The 20,587-nt window shown below is 48.3% G+C and carries 15 protein-coding genes; 1 reads left to right on the top strand and 14 read right to left on the bottom strand.

All coding sequences use genetic code 11. The annotated features are described in order from the left end of the window. Positions 1-19: 19 nt before the first annotated feature. A complete protein-coding gene (locus T497_RS0112400) occupies positions 20-2,749 on the bottom strand; it encodes an FtsX-like permease family protein (protein ID WP_028515881.1) in 2,730 nt (909 codons plus the stop codon). A gap of 4 nt (positions 2,750-2,753) precedes the next feature. Further along, a complete protein-coding gene (locus T497_RS0112395) occupies positions 2,754-3,458 on the bottom strand; it encodes an ABC transporter ATP-binding protein (protein WP_028515880.1) in 705 nt (234 codons plus the stop codon). A 510-nt stretch (positions 3,459-3,968) separates the two neighbouring features. On the opposite strand from T497_RS0112395, the gene T497_RS0112390 reads away from it, so the two are divergent. Further along, positions 3,969-6,566 (top strand): discoidin domain-containing protein, encoded by a 2,598-nt coding sequence (locus T497_RS0112390; protein WP_028515879.1) that lies wholly within the window; start codon positions 3,969-3,971, stop codon positions 6,564-6,566. A gap of 183 nt (positions 6,567-6,749) precedes the next feature. On the opposite strand, the gene clpB is transcribed toward T497_RS0112390, so the two are convergent. From clpB to T497_RS0112330, 12 genes are all read right to left on the bottom strand, one after another. Next, positions 6,750-9,347: an ATP-dependent chaperone ClpB gene (gene clpB / locus T497_RS0112385; protein ID WP_028515878.1), complete on the bottom strand. Its 2,598-nt coding sequence runs from the start codon at positions 9,345-9,347 to the stop codon at positions 6,750-6,752. A gap of 44 nt (positions 9,348-9,391) precedes the next feature. Further along, positions 9,392-10,036, bottom strand: a complete 645-nt coding sequence (locus T497_RS16855; RefSeq protein WP_051530666.1) for a hypothetical protein — start codon at positions 10,034-10,036, stop codon at positions 9,392-9,394. 579 nt (positions 10,037-10,615) lie between these two features. Then, positions 10,616-11,944, bottom strand: coding sequence for a carbohydrate-binding domain-containing protein (locus tag T497_RS0112375; protein ID WP_028515877.1), 1,329 nt, complete (start codon positions 11,942-11,944; stop codon positions 10,616-10,618). Between the two features lie 117 nt (positions 11,945-12,061). Continuing rightward, entirely contained in the window at positions 12,062-12,802 is a 741-nt protein-coding gene (locus T497_RS0112370) for a DUF4956 domain-containing protein (protein ID WP_028515876.1), read from the bottom strand. 5 nt (positions 12,803-12,807) lie between these two features. Beyond that, positions 12,808-13,617, bottom strand: coding sequence for a polyphosphate polymerase domain-containing protein (locus T497_RS0112365; RefSeq protein WP_028515875.1), 810 nt, complete (start codon positions 13,615-13,617; stop codon positions 12,808-12,810). A 364-nt stretch (positions 13,618-13,981) separates the two neighbouring features. Then, entirely contained in the window at positions 13,982-14,758 is a 777-nt protein-coding gene (locus tag T497_RS0112360; protein ID WP_028515874.1) for a helix-turn-helix domain-containing protein, read from the bottom strand. Continuing rightward, entirely contained in the window at positions 14,755-15,282 is a 528-nt protein-coding gene (locus T497_RS0112355; RefSeq protein ID WP_028515873.1) for a DNA-3-methyladenine glycosylase, read from the bottom strand. Before T497_RS0112355 ends, T497_RS0112360 begins: the two co-directional genes overlap by 4 nt. A 1-nt stretch (position 15,283) precedes the next feature. Further along, positions 15,284-17,035 carry an Rqc2 family fibronectin-binding protein gene (locus T497_RS0112350; protein WP_028515872.1) on the bottom strand — a complete coding sequence of 584 codons (1,752 nt, stop codon included), beginning with the start codon at positions 17,033-17,035 and terminating at the stop codon, positions 15,284-15,286. A 120-nt stretch (positions 17,036-17,155) separates the two neighbouring features. Continuing rightward, positions 17,156-17,974 carry a putative RNA methyltransferase gene (locus T497_RS0112345; protein ID WP_028515871.1) on the bottom strand — a complete coding sequence of 273 codons (819 nt, stop codon included), beginning with the start codon at positions 17,972-17,974 and terminating at the stop codon, positions 17,156-17,158. A 9-nt stretch (positions 17,975-17,983) separates the two neighbouring features. Further along, positions 17,984-19,432 (bottom strand): Nif3-like dinuclear metal center hexameric protein, encoded by a 1,449-nt coding sequence (locus T497_RS17710; protein ID WP_051530665.1) that lies wholly within the window; start codon positions 19,430-19,432, stop codon positions 17,984-17,986. A 98-nt stretch (positions 19,433-19,530) separates the two neighbouring features. Further along, entirely contained in the window at positions 19,531-19,806 is a 276-nt protein-coding gene (locus T497_RS0112335) for a zinc-ribbon domain containing protein (RefSeq protein WP_028515869.1), read from the bottom strand. A 98-nt stretch (positions 19,807-19,904) separates the two neighbouring features. Next, complete coding sequence (locus T497_RS0112330; RefSeq protein ID WP_242840017.1) at positions 19,905-20,504, bottom strand: sigma-70 family RNA polymerase sigma factor; 600 nt, start codon at positions 20,502-20,504, stop codon at positions 19,905-19,907. Between the last annotated feature and the right edge of the window lie 83 nt (positions 20,505-20,587).

Here is a 20,587-nt window from a genome sequence, read left to right as displayed (position 1 = left end):
TTTCAATCTTGCATTTAAGCTACTCGATAGATTTAAGTGATTCAGCCATGTTGATGCGCTCCAATTTCAGTACCATGAACAGGTCAACGATGAAGTTGAAAAGGAATGTGAGCAGGGTGCTGAAAAGGAAGCTTTTCGGCAATATACGGACGCTGAAGTCCACTAAGTCCACCCGTATCTGAGCCATTACAAAGGCATGGAGCAGTATTCCCACGCCCAGTCCTACTATCGTACCAAAGGCGGTGAGCGCCAGATTTTCGCGGAGCACATAAGATGATGTCTCATGCCTGAAAAAGCCCAGAACTTTAATTGTGGCTATCTCGCGGACACGTTCTGTTATATTTATATTGGTAAGACTGTACAGAACGATAAATGCCAGACCTGCGGCGCAGACGATAACTATAAGCACGATGTAGTCAAGGCTGCTCATCATTTTGCTGAGACGCTCCTTGAGGTCGGCAAAGACCATAACTGCGGTGATATTGCCGTTTTTCGACAGTGCAGCCGTGGTTTTGTAGGTGTCAGCCCCCTCCTTGAAGTTGAGGAAAGCGTAGTTCACGGGAACGGACTCGCCGAGCTGCTTTTCCATAGTCTCCCTGCCGAGAAATACCACATTATATACGTGATTCTCGAAAACTCCCGTGACCTTTACATTGAGCTCGCGCATATTCTCGTCGCGGAGCTTCATCATACTGCCCGTTTTTATGCCGTAGCGCTCCGCAATACTGTGGCTGACGATAGCCTCGCCCTCAGCAGGCGGAATCAGCTTCTCCCCCTTGACCGTGTGGAGGTCGAAGTATTTCTCCATACTATCAAAGGAATCCGCAGCATTTACAGTGACGCTCTTGACCTTTTTGCCGTAGAGCAGATCCCATGCTCCCGTATAAAGCAGAGTGTAGTCCTCGGTATTCTCATTGAGCACGTTAGTCAGCTCCTCGGGGAGAACATCTCCTACATTGCGGAGATTAGCCGATGCGTCGGCGACCTGTATCTCGCTGTACTGAGTTTCCGCAAAGCCTGCGATAGAGTCCTTTAGTCCGAAGCCTGTCACCAGCAGAGCCGTACAGCCGCCGATACCAAGTATCATCATAAACAGACGCTTTTTGTAGCGGAAAATGTTTCGTATTGAGACTTTTTGCAGGAATTTAAGCCTTTTCCACACAGGTGTCACGTATTCAAGAAGTACGCGCTTGCCTGCCTTTGGTGCTTTTGGTCTCATAAGGCTTGCCGCTGTCTCGGAGAGCTCCACTCGGCAGCTGAACCATGTCACGCCCACCGAGCATATCAGCGATACTGCCAGAGCTATGAGGGCAAGCTGTTTATCGAACAGGTAGCCGATAGGCAGCTGAATGTACATGAGGGTGTAGGTCTTCCAGATTATCTTCGGGAAGATGTAGGTGCCAAGGCTGTAGCCCAGCACACAGCCAATTATAGCCGCAAGTCCTGCATAGAATATGAACTTGCCCATAACAGTGCCCTCGGAGTAGCCCAGCGCCTTGAAAACGCCTATCTGAGTGCGCTGCTCCTCAACCATGCGGCTCATTATGGTCATGCAGACCAGAGCTGCAACCAGAATGAAAAATATGGGGAAAACACGGGCTACCTGCGCGACTATCTCGGAATCGCTCTCAAAGCAGGCGTAGCCGATGTTGGTATTTCTGTCAAGGACGTAAATATCGGGCTTTTTCAGTGAGCTCAGGTCGTTTTCGCCCTTTTTCAGCTCCGCTTCGGCGTCGGCTATCTGCTTGTCGAAGTCAGCCTTGGAGCTCTCATAGTCCGCAAGCCCCTTTTCGTAATCGGCATAGGCGGCGTTGTACTGCTCCATGCCGGCGGAATACTGGTCGGGAGCTATGTCCTTTATCTGCTCAAGCTGTGCAAGCTGCTCATCCAGCTGAGCCTTGCCGCTGTCAAGGTCGGACTTTGCCTTGTCAAGCTTTTCCTGACCGTCTGCGCGGTTCTTTTCAAGCTCATGTCTGCCGTCGCTGAGCTTGTCCTCGGCTTCGCTGTAAAGCCTGTCGAAGCGCAGATCAGCACGTTCACGGCAGTAATCCTCCCACTGCTTGTCCCTGCCTTCCATAAATGTCTCATACTCGTCGGAGTATATCTCGAGATCCTGAGCAAAACGCACATAGACCTCGGTATAAACGTCAAGGTCGAAAGCTTCTTTAGGAAGATAGACAAATGCGGATATCTCGCCGTTTCCGACAGAAGTCGTTCCGCGCTCGAAATTGATGTACATTGAGGAATCCGCATAGCCGACAATGGTGAATTTGTCGCTTTTCAGCGCGTTTTTCACGCTGTCGGAGTTATCCTCGGAAAGAGTGATTGTCCCGCCGATCTTGAATTTGCCGTTCTCGATAACGCACTCATTCTCATTCTGCGGAAGTCTGCCCTCAGTAAGGCGGATACCATTGAGATTATCGGTAAGTGAATGAGCTCTCAGAACGTACTCCCGTGAGCCAGCCGTGAGTATATCAAGGGTATATGAGCCCTCAGCATAGCGAACCTCGGGGCGGCTTTTGAAGTCCTCAACGTCCTCTTCCTCCCAGCCAATGGACGAGAGAAGCCTGTAATCATAAAACTGATTCTCATCAAGGAATTTGTTTACCGTATTCACCATAGCAGGAGTAACTATCCTTACTCCCGTAAAGAAGCCTACTCCAAGAGCTATTATAGCCATTATTGCGAAGAATCTGCCAAACGTTCCCCTTATCTCTCGGAGAGCGTTCTTTCTTACTGCCGAACCCATAGCGTCACCACTCGATATCGGCAATATCTACGATATTGTCGTTCATTTTCACGCCTGAGATAGTTCCGCTGCTGACTGTGATTATGCGGTCAGCCATTGGCGTAAGTGCCTGATTGTGGGTGATGACCACGACTGTCATGCCGTTTTTGCGGCAGGTGTCCTGCAAAAGCTTCAGTACCTGCTTGCCTGTAGCGTAGTCCAGAGCGCCTGTTGGCTCATCGCAGAGCAGGAGCTTAGGATTCTTGGCGAGAGCTCGCGCTATTGCAACTCGCTGCTGCTCGCCGCCCGAAAGCTGTGCAGGGAAATTCTTGGTACGCTCGGAAAGTCCCACCTGTTCAAGAACCTTTGCGGCGTCAAGGGGCTCGCGGCATATCTGAGCTGCAAGCTCCACGTTTTCAAGCGCAGTCAGGTTCTGGACAAGATTGTAGAACTGGAACACAAAGCCCACATCATAACGCCTGTAGGCAGTGAGCTTCTTCTTGCTCAGTGCTGATATCTCCGTACCATCAAGGAATACGCTGCCCGAGGTAAGCGTGTCCATTCCGCCAAGTATATTGAGGATAGTTGTCTTTCCTGCACCCGAAGCTCCCACTATAACGCAGAACTCTCCCTTGTTTATCTCAAAGTTTACGTCGTTAAGGGCGTGGACCTCTACCTCGCCCGACTTGTAGGTCTTTTTTACATTCTTAAACTCAACGTAAGCGCTCATAGTTTTCCTTTCTCAAAGCTTGTATTTATTGCAGTATAGCAGCATTGAAGCCGTGCAGGGACGCCTGCGTCCGACGGTTTCGCTGCCGAATACAAAGTTTTCATTTTTTATAATGTGCGAAACCGTCAGGCGGAGCTCCGCTCCGCCTCTGCACGGCGACGGCACTGCAATTTTGATTATAGCATATAAATCCCCAAATAGCAACAAGCACAGCAAAAAAACTATATCATCAATTTATCTCAGTGCCTAAAAGCAGTACAGGCACCTTGCTTATAACATAAAACCAAATAGAACAGCTGCCACGGCAGCAAACTATGCTATAGGCTGAGAGCGTCATAATTGACATAACATATTGTGCATAATATATATTATTTATGCTGTATTAGAAAAATCATATCATATAATTCTCAATTATTGCGGTTTTTTATTTACTTTTTCCAAATGTTGCGGTATAATATATATAGGATTTGTATCCGCGGACGGAAATTTAAAATAAAGGAGAATTGGGAAATGAAAATTTTACGCAAGATATGTTCGGCTGCTGCGGCAATCGCAGTCCTGACATCTATGACTTCTGCTCTGCCTGCATTTGAAGCGAGTGCTGCAACTAACATCAGCCTTTCACCTTACGACGTTTACGACATAAACGGCGGTAAATTCGAGGGCTGGGGCACCTCTCTGTGCTGGTGGGCGAACCGTGTGGGCTATTCGGACACCCTCGCGCAGAAAGCCGCCGACACCTTCTACGGCGACAACGGTCTGCGCCTTAATATCGCTCGCTTCAATATAGGCGGAGGCGATGATCCTACTCATGACCACATCACACGTACAGACTCCAATATGCCTGGCTATACCAAGTACAACAACGGCGCAGTCACCTACGACTGGAACGCTGACGCCAATCAGCGTAACGTGCTCCGCAAATGTATCGAAGCCGCAGGCGACGACATGATAGTGGAGATGTTCTCAAACTCTCCGCCCTACTACATGACGCAGAGCGGCTGCAGCTCAGGAAATAAGAACTCGGGAAAGAATAATCTCCGCGACGATAAATATACAGATTTTGCGGAGTACCTCGCGGAAGTAACTGCCCACTACGAAAACGACTGGGGCATTCACGTTCAGAGTATCACTCCCATGAACGAGCCCTACACCAACTACTGGGGCGCCTACAGCGCTAAGCAGGAAGGCTGTCACTTCGACCAGGGCGCTTCCATGGACAAGATATATCAGGAGCTTGCAAAGTCACTGAAAAAACGCAATCTCAACGATATTATCATAAGCGCAAACGACGAGTCTATCATCGACACTCAGATAAGCTCTTGGAACAAGATGTCCGATACCACAAAGGCTCTTATCGGACGTATCGACACACATACATACGGCGGAAGTCAGCGTACACAGCTGAAAAATACTGCCATTAACGCAGGCAGGAATCTCTGGATGAGCGAGGTGGACGGCAACGGCACAGCAGGTCAGAATGCAGGTGCTATGGCTCCCGGACTCTGGCTTTCGGAGCGTATCACCACTGACTGCAACGGACTTAATTCGTCAGCGTGGATACTCTGGCAGGTAATCGACAAGCACGTTAGCTCAACAGGCTACAACGGCAAAAAGGACTCGGGCATGGTTGATATGACCAAGGGCTTCTGGGGCACAGCCGTTGCAGACCACGACAAGAACGAGATAGTTCTCTCCAAGAAGTACTACTGCTTCGGACAGTACACAAGATATATCCGTCCAGGTATGACAATGCTGAAATCCTCGGGCAATACACTGGCTGCCTTTGACGCGAAAAACGGACAGCTGGTCATCGTATCATATAATACCTCATCGGGCAAGTCGGATATGGTCTATGACCTTTCACAGTTCAGCCAGTGCGGTACAAGCGCAAAGGTGATACGCACAAGCAATTCCGAGAACTGGGCTGACGCAGGTACTATAGACATCAGCGGCGGAGCCCTCAAGACTTCCCTTGCAGGCAATTCCGTTACAACTTTCATAATCGACGGAGTCAAGGGCGGAACAACTCTCACCGATAAAATCGACATCACATCAGGCATGATAAGCGGCTCCGACTCATGGAAGAGCGACGCTTCAACAGGCTATGCCAAGGCTTTCGACGGCAGCACAGGCACCTACTTTGACGGTGTCGCTGACGGCTGGTTACAGGTAGACTTAGGCGAGCTTTATGACATTACCGCTATAGGCTACGCTCCGAGAGGCGGCTACGAATACCGCATGACAGACGGAATGTTCAAGGCTTCTGCGGACGGCACAAACTGGACCACACTTTATACCGTGAAAAGCAAACCATCTTCGGGTATGCATTATGCGACTGCACTTTCAGGGGATACGCAGGCTCGTTATATAAGGTATGAAGTGCCGACAGGAGCTCCGCAGAACAGCGACAATCCAGACAGCGCATACTGCGCCAACATCGCGGAGATAGCTCTCTACGGAACAAAAGCTTCACAGAGCACAAAGCCAAAGTACGACAAACTCACACCTGTTGCCGCTGAGGGCAGCAAATCATGGAAGGATACGGCTTCTGTAAGCTACGAAAAGGCTTACGACGGCGACCTCAGCACATACTTCGACGGTCTTGAAGGCGGCTACGTACAGCTCGATCTGGGCAGCGTTTGCAGCATCGGCAATATCGGCTTCTGCCCTCGTGAGGGCTATGAGTACCGCATGATAGACGGATTCATAAGCGTGTCAAATGACGGACAGAGCTGGACAAAGGTTTATACCGTGGAAAACAAGCCTGCTTACAGAATGAACTATACCGAAGAGTTCGAGAATCTGAAAGCCCGCTATGTGCGCTATGAGGTGCCTACGGGAGCTCCCACAAGTCCGCTGAGCAAGGACGATGTGTTCCTGTGCAATATCGCGGAGCTTGCAGTATACGGCACAAAGGGCGCTGAGGTAATGGGCGACGTAAACGGCGACGGCGAAGTAAAGGTTGCAGACCTTGTAATGCTCCAGAAGTACATCATCGGCGCAGGAAAGCTTACAACGCCTGATATGGGCGACGTAAACGGCGACGGAAATATTGACATTTTCGACCTCGTTGCACTGAGAAAGCTGCTTGTAAAAGGCGCTTAAAGTAATATTAGGGACGCCCTCTCTTGCGGAGCGCTTCGTAACTGCGGGGCTTTGCCCCACACCCCACCAGAGGCGCTGCCTCTGGACTCTGCCAAAGGAACACAGTCCCTTTGGAATCCCGTTCATGGATTCAGCATACAAACAAAAGCTCCCGAAAGCGTATTGCTCTCGGGAGCTTTTTTATCATGTTGCAGCAAGCTTGCCGTTTGCGTCAAGGTCAATATCAATGACGTCACCTGCTGTCAGATTACCGCCTATGATACGCTTTGCCGCCAGAGTCTCAACGTTGCGCTGGATAAATCTTCTCAGCGGTCTTGCACCGAAGTTCGGATCGTAGCCGCAGTCAACGATGTAGTTCTTAGCCGCTTCGCTGACATTTATGCGGATATGCTTGTCGTCAAGACGCTTTTGCAGGTCAGCCAGCATAAGGTCAACTATCTTGATTATCTCCGTCTTAGCCAGCGGCTTGTAGAAGATTATCTCATCAAGACGGTTGAGGAACTCTGGTCTGAACTGCGTTTTCAGCAGTCCCTCCACCTGTGCGCGGGCTTCATCGGTTATCTCGCCGTTTTCGTCGATACCATCAAGGATATACGGCGAACCGAGGTTAGAAGTCAGAATAATGATAGTGTTCTTGAAATCCACTGTTCTGCCCTGTGAATCGGTGATACGTCCGTCATCAAGAACTTGCAGCAGTATATTGAACACATCGGGGTGAGCCTTTTCTATCTCGTCAAAGAGAACTACCGAATAAGGCTTTCTGCGGACTGCTTCTGTGAGCTGACCGCCCTCGTCATAGCCAACGTATCCTGGAGGCGCTCCGATGAGACGGCTTACGCTGAATTTCTCCATGTATTCGCTCATGTCGATACGGATAATATTTCTCTCGTCGTCAAAAAGTATCTCGGAAAGCGCCTTTGCAAGCTCGGTCTTGCCCACACCTGTAGGTCCGAGAAAGAGGAACGAGCCGATAGGTCTGTCGGGAGCCTGTATGCCAGCCCTTGAACGGAGTATAGCTTCGCTGACCTTTGTGACCGCTTCGTCCTGTCCGATGACTCTCTTGTGGAGCAGTCCCTCCAGTCCCAGTATCTTCTCCTTTTCGCCCTCCATGAGCTTTGAAACAGGGATACCCGTCCAGCGGCATACTATCTTTGCAATTTCGTCCTCAGTTACCTTGTCACGGAGCAGTCTGCCGTTTTCAACATCATGCTCAGCCTGCTTTTCAAGCTCCTCCAGCTCTTTCTGAAGCTGTGGGAGCTTGCCGTATTTCAGCTCTGCCGCCTTGTTGAGGTCGTACTCACGCTCTGCCTTTTCTATCTCGCCGCCTGTGCGCTCTATCTCCTCACGGAGCTTCTGAACAGCGGAAATATCGTTCTTTTCGTTCTCCCACTTTGCCTTCATGCCCTTGAACTTCTCGCGAAGCTCTGCAAGCTCTTTTTGAATTTCCTCAAGGTGCTCCTGTGAGATATTGTCGCTTTCCTTTTTGAGGGCGGCTTCTTCAATTTCAAGCTGAACTATCTTACGGGAGATAACGTCCAGCTCAGTAGGCATGGAGTCCATTTCGGTACGTATAGTAGCGCAGGCTTCGTCTATAAGGTCGATAGCCTTGTCGGGGAGGAATCTGTCGGTGATGTATCTGTTGGACAGCACAGCCGCAGAAATAAGCGCGTTATCGCTTATCTTAACGCCGTGGAATACCTCGTAGCGCTCTTTCAGACCACGGAGGATAGAAATAGTATCCTCAACGCTTGGCTCGTCAACCATAACAGGCTGGAAACGTCTTTCGAGTGCAGGATCTTTCTCAATGTACTGACGGTACTCGTTGAGTGTGGTAGCGCCGATGCAGTGGAGCTCGCCCCTTGCCAGCATAGGCTTTAAGAGGTTGCCTGCGTCCATAGCGCCGTCGGTCTTGCCTGCACCGACGATAGTGTGAAGCTCATCAATAAACAGAAGTATCTGACCGTTGCTGTTCTTTATCTCATTGAGGACAGCCTTCAGACGCTCCTCGAACTCGCCGCGGTACTTTGCTCCTGCGACGAGAGCTCCCATATCAAGTGAGAAGACCTTGCGGTCTTTAAGGCTGTCGGGAACGTCTCCTGCCACGATACGCAGGGCAAGTCCCTCTGCAATGGCAGTTTTTCCGACGCCTGGCTCACCGATGAGCACAGGGTTGTTTTTCGTCTTTCTTGACAGTATGCGGATAACGTTTCGTATCTCGCTGTCACGTCCGATAACGGGATCGAGCTTGTTTCTGCGGGCGAGCCCGACAAGCTCCTGACCGTATTTTGTGAGGACGTCGTAGGTGTCCTCGGGGTTCTCATTGGTGACTCTGGTATTTCCTCTGACGGACATAAGAGCGCTGAGAAACGAGTCCTTAGTGATATTAAAGGTAGTAAGAAGCTGTGAAACGTCCCTGTCCTTGCTGTCAATAAGTGAAAGCATCAGGTGTTCCACAGAAACGTACTCGTCTTTCATATTTGAAGCGATACTCTCGGCGGCTGTGAGAACACGGTCACACTCCGCAGAGATACCGAGATTACTGCTTCTGCCGCTTCCAGTGACCTTTGGGAGAGTATCTATCTTCTTCTCAATCTCACCGTCAAAAATATCCTCGTCTATATTCATTTTTTTCAGAAGCTGAGGGATAAGACCGTTCTCCTGCCGAACAAGTCCTGCAAGGAGATGTATGGGCTCAATGACGGAATTTGACTTCATAACGGCTATGCTCTGAGCCTTTCTAACGGCGTCAATGGACTTCTGAGTTAATTTTTCAGCATTCATAATTATTCTCCTTTCAATACTTATATAAGCTCTTATCCGCTTTACTAAATAATGTACTTTTCAAGCATAGAGCGGTAATTTTTTTCCAGTAAGGGAGCGCTTTCACCGAACTCCTTGGGTGCGGCAAAGTAAGTCTTTACCGCGCGGTCAAGGTCCTTGATGTACTCGCCTATTGCGGCACCTGCCTCCTCGGGACCAAGGGTACGGGTATTTATAAGCTTTCTTGCGAAGCTGCCCTCACCTATCTCACAGCTGTAGCTGTCCACGCCAAGCCTTGACAGATAGGCGTTTTCCAGCTTTGCCCTGTAGGCAAAGAAGCTGTGGAACATATCTATCAGCGCCGCGCTCTGAGTCCTGATACTCACTCGCAGAGTACCGAGATACTCCGCAGGAGCACGTTCAAGCTCAACCTTATAATTAATGGTAGGTCGGTATTTGTATTCCAGAGCCGTCCGAACCGTCATCAGCGACGGTGAGCGCTGCTCCTGCACGCAGAAGCTGCTGCTGACCAGCTCAGCTACCTGACCGAATATCTCCCTCATACGCATTTCGGGAGTCACGCAGGATAAATGCTCGGCAAGTATCTGATTTATGAGATTGGAGCGGCTCGTCCCCAGCCTGTACGCCTGCTGGTCTACGGCTTTTATAACGTCGTCCATAAGGACGAGACTGTAAACGCTTTTTTTCACGGGTACATCACTTCCCTTCTGTTGTTATATATATAATATCACGGATTATAGAATTTGTCAAGCGGATTATATAATATTTCACGCAAGTTTCACAGAGTAAAAAAAGTCCGCTCACAAGGAGCGGAGAATTCGACCCAAACGATTTTCATCGCTTAGCACTGTAGGTCGAGCCATAGATTAATAAGTTAAAAAAAGTTATTGAGAATAGAAAACATGAAAAAATTACAAATGAAAGGGGTTAGTTTTATTACTTGACAAAACTATTTCTATGGCGTGCAAGTGAACTAATACACAATATCAAGCACATGAGAGGGGAGGGTACTTGATATTGAATACCAATAATCTTCATTTGCTGATATTATTATATTGCAAATCCGCGTTCTTTACAATAAAGAAAAGTACACTAAAATATACTTTAGTGTACTTTTACTTGAATTTTTGCATTTTTCACAGTTAATTTTTTGTAAATATGTTTTAGGATATTACTTATTAACTTTTAGTTTATTTTTGACTTTTCCATTTCAGCTTTGACACTCATTAACTGCTTTACACAAAGCAAGCATATCAAGTATCATTTTTTTATTTTAATGAAAACTGATTTGCTTCATTGGAAACGCTGAAATCCTGACTTCTGTTTCCATTTACTGATACAGCAAAACTGCTGCCGCCGCTCACCTCGGGAGCAAGCATCATCACGCAGCGGAAATCGTTATGAGGATTCATGGTTATCATGCTGTTTCCGTTAAGGAAGAACTCAACAGAGCCGCCTGCACCAACTGTTTCGCCCAGATCAGCCACGATGTACGGAGTCTCGCTGTATGTGGGCACAGAGACCTTGTTGCCTGCGGCATAGAGATAGCCGCCTGTGTAGCTGAAGGTGCTGCCTGCGTAGATAGAGCTCTTCTCCTCCTTGGTACCGCCTGAAACAACGCTGTAGCCGCCGTTTATATTGATAGTGCCCTTGGATTTGAGACCGTTCGTACCGCCCTTTATATTAAGTCTGCCCTCGTTTATTGTAATATCATCGTTTGCGATAATACCTGACTTTCTGGAGTCAATATTATATGTACCGCTTTCGATGACAACATCGTCGTCTGCGTTGATACCGTGAGAAGCTGTAGCTGTAACGTTAAGCTCGCCGTTGCCCTTGAGCCTTACGGTATCGTTGGAGAAGATAGCTCCCGTATCCTGTACGCCTTTCTTAGCCACGTCACTGCTGACGTAGTTTACAGAGCCCTCCTTTGGCTTTATGGTACAGCGCTTAGCCTCCTCTATGAATATAGCAGGAGCGCTTGGATTTGAGATATTGACGCCGTTGAGGACTACTGTTACCTTGTCCTCGGAAGCGCCCGTATTAACACGTATCTGTCCGTTATCCATATTGCCTGTGAAGAGATAGTCTCCTCCTGCTGTGATAGTCACAACACCGCCGTCTACCTTTACGTTGCTGCCTGTTACCTTTGGAGTTCCGCCGAGAGTTATCTCCGCGGTATATTCCTTTACCTCATCGCCTGAGCCGCCGCTCTCGTTATTGGAGCCGCCCTGTGAGGAGTTATTATTATCGTTATTATTTGAAGAACCGCCGCCTGAGTTGTTTCCGCCCTTGTCGGAGCTGTCTTTCTTGGCAGTTGTAGTCGTATCTGACTTCTTCTCCCCTGCCTTTGTTGTGGTAGTCTTCTTGTCTGATTTCTCGTCTTTCTTTTCGGTAGTTGTCTTTTCGCCGTCTTTTTTGTCTGTTTTAGATGATTTCGAGTCCTTTGAGCTCTTCTTTTCGGTAGTCTCTGCGCTGTCTGAAACAGTGCTGTCGTTGACGTCAGACGATGCTTTATTGTCGTCCTTTCCGCAGGAATAGCCGCTGAATATCATTGTTACTGCTGCCGCTGCTGCCAAAAGTCTTGAATACTTCATAATAATTTCTCCTTTTCCCCTTTAGAAGCCCCCTGATATAAAATTTGCCAGACTCAATAAAGGTTATTAAGTCTGGCAAACGTAGGAGAGGGTTTTCTATAGTATTTAGTCTGTTTATTAGTTTTCATAGATCTTGTCGTCATACTTGAAGAAGACAAGATTGATAGTCATATTGCCGTTGAGTGCGCGGAGCTCGTCAACGAATTTCTTCTGGTCGATGTTGTCGAGAACATCAACGCTGTAGATGAGCTCAAAGAGAGTACCGAAGTTAGTTGTCTTAACTCTTCTGAGCTTGTGGAAAGTAGTATATCTTGCAAGTACAGGCTCGAAAACGCCCTGATAATCGAGGTTCTCGGGGATAGCTATCTTGAGAGTCATGTGTCTCTTCTTGCAGCCGCCGAAGTCTGTCTCACTGAGGATAAACATTACAATGCCGAGGATAACAAAGAATACGATAGCAAATCCGAGGTAGCCGATACCGCAGGCAACACCTGCTGCCATTGCAAAGAATATGTAGGCTATGTCCTTCGGATCGCCCGCAACGCTTCGGAACCTGACAAGTGTGAATGCACCTGCAAGGCTGAGAGCTCCTGCTGTGGTGTTGATAAGAAGAAGGATAAGCGATACTATAGTAGGAAGCATGATCATTGTGAGAACATAGCTCTGAGAGTAGCCTTCCTTTCTGTGAGTAACGATGTAGATAAGACTGATAAGGAATCCTATCAAGAGTGCCGCACCAACGCAGAGGAAGAATTCTCCGGGCTTGATAGTGCCAAGAGCCGAATCGCTGCTGTTGATTATCGAATCAGACTCATAGTACTTTGAAAGTACATTTCCAAAAAAACCGTGTTCAAACATAAAAATCAAACGCTCCTGTTCATCAAAACATTATTTTTTATCATAGAAATACCCGAAATGTAAATACGTCTGCGACCGTCGGTCTGCTGAGCGTCCTCAAGCTGACTCTTTACAAAATTCTGGTATGCCCTGCCGTACTTTGAGAAACTTGTCTTGTAGATCTGAAGCTCCGAAAGCTTCTTTACAAGCCAATCAGGGATCGCATTTGATACCTTGACTTCCATAAGTCTCTGGTCTGCGCCTATTATGTAGTTGCCGTAGCTTTCGTAGTTTAATCCGAGGTCATAGCGGCGCTCGGTGATCTTTCTGTCGAATGTAAGGCGGAAATCGTGATCGTCCTTACCGAAGAATGCTTCTCTCTGGTAGCTGATGTACTGCTTGGGAGCTATTGGATAGTTGTCAAGAAACACATCGAGCTCTCTGAATACCTGCTCTGTGATATACTTGGTAAATTCAGGCTTTGAGCGGTCACGGAAATACGCATCGGATTCCTCCAGCGTCATTGAAACTCTTCTCTTGGTAACGATACCGCCTATTTTCTTTTTTATCTCAAGAAATACCGTATCGTCGGGCGCAGCAGGTGAATAATAACTGCGCAGCCTTATCTTTTCTTTATAGTAAGGCTTGGAGAGTGATTCTCTGATGAGGTAATCGTCGGGTGTATCGTAGTAAATATTGTAGATGCCGTATTCCTTGCCGCCAATACAGAACTTATCTGGGTTCATATACTCGGATATGACCTCCATAAGCCCGTGATACTGATCCATATTAAGGAGAAACTTTATCTCTTTGCGAGCGAATGTATTAATAGCCATAATCGCCTCCGCAGCAGTACCTAACTGCTCGGAGCTCACACTCCTTTCGTATCTTTTGATTATATTATAGGAGCCTTTTCTTAAAATAGTCTTAATTTTTCCAAAAAATCACCATTTTTTGATTTGTTGCTAAATTAAATATTATAACTTCTATATCTGGCTATATTGCGCGATTTTTCAGAAATACAAGCAAAATAAGCCTTGAAAAATTGCACAAAACCGTATGTGGAAAATATCTGAAAAACCGTTCACTTGTCTATCACATCTTAAACTTTATGAATTTAGTATTAATAAACAAGCTTGAAAAAGCGCAAATTGAGCAATAATTGAACAGTGTAAGCAATAAATGGGGAATATTAGCCGATTATGCCTGTTTTCTGTATTTAGTCGGGGTTATCCCCACTACCTTTTTGAACTGGCGCATGAAGTGTTCCTCGTTGTCATAGCCGCACATTGCAGCCACCTGAGAAACGGTGCAGCCTGTCTCACTGAGTATCTCTTTTGCTTTTTCTATCTTGCCGCTTATCACATCGGCGATGCATGAAACGCCGAAGGTCTCGCGGTAGAGATGCTGGAAATATGAACGGGACATATTCACATATGCCGCCATTGCGTCCACATTCCATTTCATCTGCGGATTGCGGTATATCTTCTCGCGCAGCTCAACCAGCAGCCCGTAATGGGGCTCGGCAGTCTGCACAGGCGCCTCTCTGCGCACCGTGGTCTCTCCCACCTTTACAAGAAGTATCCTCATGAGGCTGTCCAGCATTTTGAGTCTGCGCGACTCAAGCGAATAGAACTCATTGGCTACATTTCTTATAAGCTGGGAAACAAACTCCGTGTCCACAGCGTTAAGAGGGCGGTTATACATAAGTTCCAGCGAATCCATGAATTCCTGCTCGTCCTCAGCGTCGAAGCATACCCAATCGCAAACGAGAGGGCTCTCTTCGGCGGAGTACACCACAGGATATCTTCCGTCCAGCACGATAAGTGTGTCTGCGGGCGTTCTCATAGTAAGCCCGTTGATGTCAAACCTACAGCGGCTGTGCATAAGCATGAGCATATACTCATTAGCCGCGGCTCTGCGAAATACAGAGCTGCTGTCATAAATAGAATTACAGCCTATACAGCGTATGTTCACAGTATCAACTCCCCGTCGTCTATAAACCGCCACTCTATATCTTTCCAGTACTCTCCTGCGTAATCTATGCCTACACGCGGAGCAGTCCTTATCTTCGGGCGGTATCCGTCGTCCTCAAACCATATCTCCTCATTATCTCTGAGTGAAACACCGTTGAAGCTTCCGTCGACTTTCATATTTTTTGTTAGTTTGGCAGGTCCGTTATATTTTTTGCCTGCCCGAATAAGTAATCCCTGCGGCTGGTCATTTTCGCCTGTAATGACGTTCATCAGCCAGTGCATACCGTAACACAGGTACACGTAAATAACGCCGCTCTCTCCGTAGAGGAGCTCTGTGCGTTTTGTTCTGCCCTTTGCAGCGTGGCAGCCCTTGTCCTCCTCGCCTCTGTAGGCTTCTGTCTCTGCGATACGCTCGCGGAGCTCGGTGCCGTCGGGAAGCTTATGGACAAGTATCTTTCCCACAAGGTCAGGTGCCGCCTCCAGCACGTCCCTGTGAAAAAATTCCGCGTCGAGCCGTTTGTTCATATCACACCTTCAATCTCTGTTCAAGCTCTGTATCGGGCTTGACAAATATGGTCTTGTAGTTTGTGAATATGACCTTTCCCGGCTTTGCGCCAGCAGGCTTCTTGACGTATCTTGCAAGACAATGGTCAACGGGCACAAGTCCCGAATCCCTGCCCTTGCTGTTCACAGCCGCTATGACTGCCGCCTCTTCTATAGTTCTTTCGGGCGGCGTCTCGCCGTCTGTGAGTATCAGTACGTGAGAGCCTGTGATGAGCTGAGTATGGAGCCATATATCTGTTTTTTCGGCAAATTTCAGACTCAGCTGGTCGTTTTGCTTGTTGTTTCTGCCCACCAGTATAGAAAAACCGTCGCTTGACTTGTATTCCACAGGCGGCAGTGCCTTGGGAGGCTTAGCCTTGCCGCCTGCATAGCGGACATAGCCCTGCTCCTTCAGCTCCAGTCGGAGCTGTATTATGTCGTTCTCGGAAGAAGCTCTTGTCAGCGCGTCGAAGACGCTTTCAAGATATTGCAGCTCCTCCTCGCCTTTGCTTATCTGCTCTGCAAGCTTTTCCTCTGCGGTAACGGATTTCTTGTACTCGCTGTAGTAATGCTGCGCATTCTGTGCAGGCGTCTTTCTCACGTCCAGAGAAATAGTCACCTGCGGACAGCTTTCGTCGTAGAAGTTCTCTACGGTAACTGAGCTGTCGCCCTTCTGGATACGGTACATATTAGCCGAGATAAGGTCTCCGCACAGCTTTGCGTGCTCCTTGTCGGCGCAGGCTGCCAGCTCGTCCCGCTGCGCAGCGATACGTCTTGAAGTACGGTCTGTGAGGTTCATAAGCAGCTTGAACAGGTCGTTGGCACGCTGCTTTGTACGGGCTGCACGGTCACGCTCGGAGTAGAAATAGTCCAGAAGCTCCGAAGCGCTGCCCAGCTCCTTGGTGTACATGAGGGTGCCGAACTGCGAAAGCCGAATGAATGAGAAGTCCTTTAGCTGTCCTTCCTTGTCGCTGACCGCCGAGAAACAACATTCGCCGCTCGTTAGCTGCTGGCGTGTGCGCTTAACAGCAAAGAGAAGCCTGTCCTGCTGGTCAGCTGTTATGGTGTCAGTTTCGATGTGTGCTCCCCTGCCCGCAAAAAACGCCCATTCTCTTGCAAGTATGGGGGAGATTCCCTCGAAAATGCGTATCAGAGCCTTTGAAAGCTCCTTAGGCTCAGTGTTTTTCAGTCTTGAAACAATTTCCTCGGGCTCAGCCGTGAGAAAATTCAGTCTGTCGTCTCTCGGCGGAAGTGTGTACTTCATGCCCGGTAGCACCAGTCGCTCACGGGACATATCCTCGTCTACGCGCTTGATACTGTCGATGACCTTTCCCTCGCTGTTTATGATAATGAGGTTTGAACACCGTCCCATTATCTCGCAGGCAAGAGTTATGGTCACGATATCCCCAAGCTCGTTTACGCACTCAAAATCCAGAAAGAGTATGCGCTCCAAGCCGTCCTGCCTGATGTCGATGAGCTTGCCGCTGCCAAGCCTTTTTCGCAGCAGCATACAGAACATAGGCGGCGTCTGGGGATTGTCCACATTATTCTCTGTTATGTGGACTCTTGCACTGCCCGCATTCGCCGAGATATAAAGCTTTTTGCTGCCGCTTCGGGTGCGTATGGAGATGATGACCTCCTCACGGGAGGGCTGATGTATCTTCTCCACTCTGCCGCCGATAAGAGGCATGAGCTCGCTTTTAACAGCATATAAGAAAGCTCCGTCCAGAGCCATAGAATCATTCCTTTACATAAAAATGAACGCAGAAGCCTGAGCATCGCTGCGTTCTTATTGCTCCGCACAAAAGCCGTTCATTACAATTATATTATAGCTTTTTGTGCGAAATATTGCTAATCAAAATTTGCGGTATACAAGGAGCTCAAAATCAGCCGTTGTTGTAAGCTGTCCTAAGCCTGCAAGTCGCTCCTGCTGCTCCCTGCCTGTCCTGTAATAGTAGGGAGTCATGGAAAACAGCGCGTCGATATCCTCCTGCGAATCAAGTTCCATGTCATATTTGATATGCTTCTTCTCAATGAGCCCGAAGCCCTCCAGCTCGTAGGGCTTCACCTCGTTCTTGTAGGGAGTATCGTATATCGCCTTTTTCAGCTCCCACAGGTGGTCTGCGGAGGGTATAGCCATTATCATTACGCCGTCTTTTTTCAGCACGCGAAGGAACTCCTCGCCGCAGTAGGGCGCAAAAAGAGTCACCAGCATATCACAGGAGCTTTCAGCCACGGGTATGTGGAAAACGCTTGCAACGGCAAGCTCTGCGGACTTACATCGTTTCGCGGAGTACTCCACAGCAGCCTTTGAGATGTCTATGCCGCAGACCTGAGCCGCTTTATTTTCGGCTTCAAGCTTACCAATTATTGCGGAGGTGTAGTATCCCTCACCGCAGCCTGCGTCAAGAATCGTCTGTCCGTTTATGTTCTTTATCACAGCTTCACACAGCGCGTCGCACAGGGGCGCATAGTAGCCCTTGTCGAGAAAGCTTCTCCTCGCCTGCACCATGAGCTTGTTGTCGCCGTGGACGGTCTTGCCGATATGCTTTGATAGCAGCAGATTCACATAGCCGCTCTTTGCCCTGTCGAAACTGTGCCCCTTTGAGCACAGGTATGTATTTCCCGTAATTTCCAGCTTTTCGCCGCATACGGGGCATATGAATACACTCATGGTCTCACCTCAGACATACTCGCAGGGATCGGCAGAGCTCTCTGCTATCTCGATATCAAGCCGCGGGAATCTCTCCTCCAGTACACGGCGGAGCTCCCAGAGCACAAGGTTCTCGGTGTGGAAATGTCCGCAGTCCAGAACCGCTATATCCATGTTATTGGCGTCTATCCATACGTCGTGCTTCACGTCGCCTGTTATGAGGGCGTCGCAGCCCTTTTCAGCCGCAAGTCCAAGCATAGAGCCGCCCGAGCCCGAACAGAAAGCAAGCTTTTTTATTCTTCTCACTCTTTTGCTTGTGCGGACGTACTCGCAGCCGAATATGCCCTTGCAGAGCTCAGCCAGCTTCTTCGGCAATATCTCTTCATTGAGCTCGATTATCCAGCCCAGCGAATTATCGCCGCCAAGCTCCTCAAAAGGCTCAGGCTCGCCTGAAATGTCGAGCTTTTCGGTGAGCTTTTGCAGTATAACGCCGTTGGTACCGCCTGCCGCGATATCAAGGTTCGTATGCATACATAAAGCTCCTATGCCGTTCTCGATAAGCCTGTATACAGGATCGTTTCGTGTAATGCGTTTTCTCGGCTCAAATATAACAGGGTGGTGGGAAATGATAAGCTCCGCACCCTTTTCAAAAGCTTCGTTTATAGCCTTATTTGTGATATCCAGAGACAGCAGGACCTTGCTGCACTTCATATCGTAATTCTCCACAAGAAGTCCCGAGTTATCCCACTTTTCCTGTGCTCCGAAGGGATAAATGCTATCAAGGAAGCAGTATATTTCCGATATCTCTGCGATATCAGCTCCGCTCTCCATTTTTTGCGAAAGTGCGGAATAATGTCCTGCCCCATTCGCATCTCCTGCCTTTTTGAGTGAGTCGCTTACCTTCGCAAGCCTTTCGGCTTCACGGCGGCGATATTTCTTTGCTGTCTCGTCATTGTCGTCAAAAAAGCCGTACAGAGCCTCGCTCTCGGTAAGCTTAGTCCACTCCGATGACCTCTCGGCGACCATAATGACATATATCTTGTCCTTTTCCTCAACAGCGTACTCCGCCGTGATCTCGTACTGATATTCATTGAGCTTTTTTCTCAGTAGCTCCGACTTTGTCATAGGCTGTAGGATAAACCTCAGATCATCGGGCTTTTCAGCTGTGGAATTACCGATTATATCGGCAATAGTCTCACCGCCCATACCGGCGATGACAACATCGGTAACGCCATTAAGGTCAACATTTTCAAGTCCGTTGGAGAGCACCAGCTCAACCTTGTCCTGTATACCGTACCTTTCCACGGTATTCCTTGCAGCTTCAAGCGGTCCCTCCTTAACGTCGGAGGCGATGACCTTGCTGCATTTTCCGCTGTTTATGAGCTCAGCCGCAAGATAAGCGTGGTCTGTTCCCACATCACAGGCGATACCCTCGCCGCTTACCAGCTCGGCAATTTTTTTCAGTCTGTTATCAAGCATTATTGTACCTCATTATCATTAAAATAGCGCACTGCCGAGCAGTACGCATAAACAAAACCAAGCACAGCCGTTTCCGACTGTGCTTTCGGTCTCATTAATTATGCCTCGTTCATCTTGGCAAAGCAATCGCTGCAATAAACAGCGCGGCCTTCCTTTGGCTCAAAAGGAACCTTTGCTTCGCCGCCGCATGAAGCGCAAACTGCTGTGTACATCGTGCGCTCAGCCTTGCCTGCGTTCTTTCTTGCATCACGACATGATTTGCATCTCTGGGGCTCGTTCACGAAGCCTTTCTCTGCATAAAATTCCTGTTCGCCTGCGGAGAAAATGAACTCGTTTCCGCACTCCTTGCAAACTAATGTCTTGTCTTCGTACATAGTACAATACCTCGCTTAATTATTTTCGACCACGGTTGGATTTACACCCACATCTTTGTAAAACAACGCTCTTCTGGGTTGAGCTACACGGTCATATTTCAATTTGTATCATGCATGAGCGCACGTATTTTTCTTCTTGCACGCTGCATGGCATTATCAACAGATTTCTCTGTCATCTCCAGCTTTTCAGCGGCGTCTCTGTAGCTCATTCCCTGCACGCAGAGGGTGAGCACATTGAGCTCAGTAAGAGAAAGCACCGAGCAGATGTCCTTCCACAGCTCGGAAAAAAATTCTTTGTAAAAATAAATGCTTTCGGGAGTTTCCTCATCTGACAGCACATCAGCGGCTTCTTCGTCGTCTATCCTTTCGGCAAAGGAGAAGTCCCTGACCGATTTTTTAGACACTGTTCTCATACGGTTGACGATACAGACCTCGGCAAAGGTAGAGAATTTCACGCCTTTTTTGGGATTGAAGGCTTCGATAGCCTTTAAAAGGCTTATCATGCCCTCCTGGTACAGGTCATCGCTGTCGGTCTCTGAGTTTGCATAAATTTCCGATTTAATAAAAATAAGCTTAGAAAAGCGCGAGATGAGGACTGCGGAAGCTGATTTATCGGTCTTACCGAGCACAGCCAGCTCTTCATCTGTTTTGCTGTTCAATTCATTCAAATTGAAATCCAAATCAAGCAAGATATCCACCCAACAATCTGCATTTCCCATACAAGTCGATATTATCCCCGCCCCTCGGGAATATCCCGAGGGAACAGGAAATAACGTTTATT

Origin of the sequence: Ruminococcus flavefaciens MA2007, from assembly GCF_000621845.1 — a bacterium.
GTDB classification, from domain to species: Bacteria; Bacillota; Clostridia; order Oscillospirales; family Ruminococcaceae; genus Ruminococcus; species Ruminococcus flavefaciens_E.
This window is presented reverse-complemented; position numbering and strand designations above follow the sequence as displayed.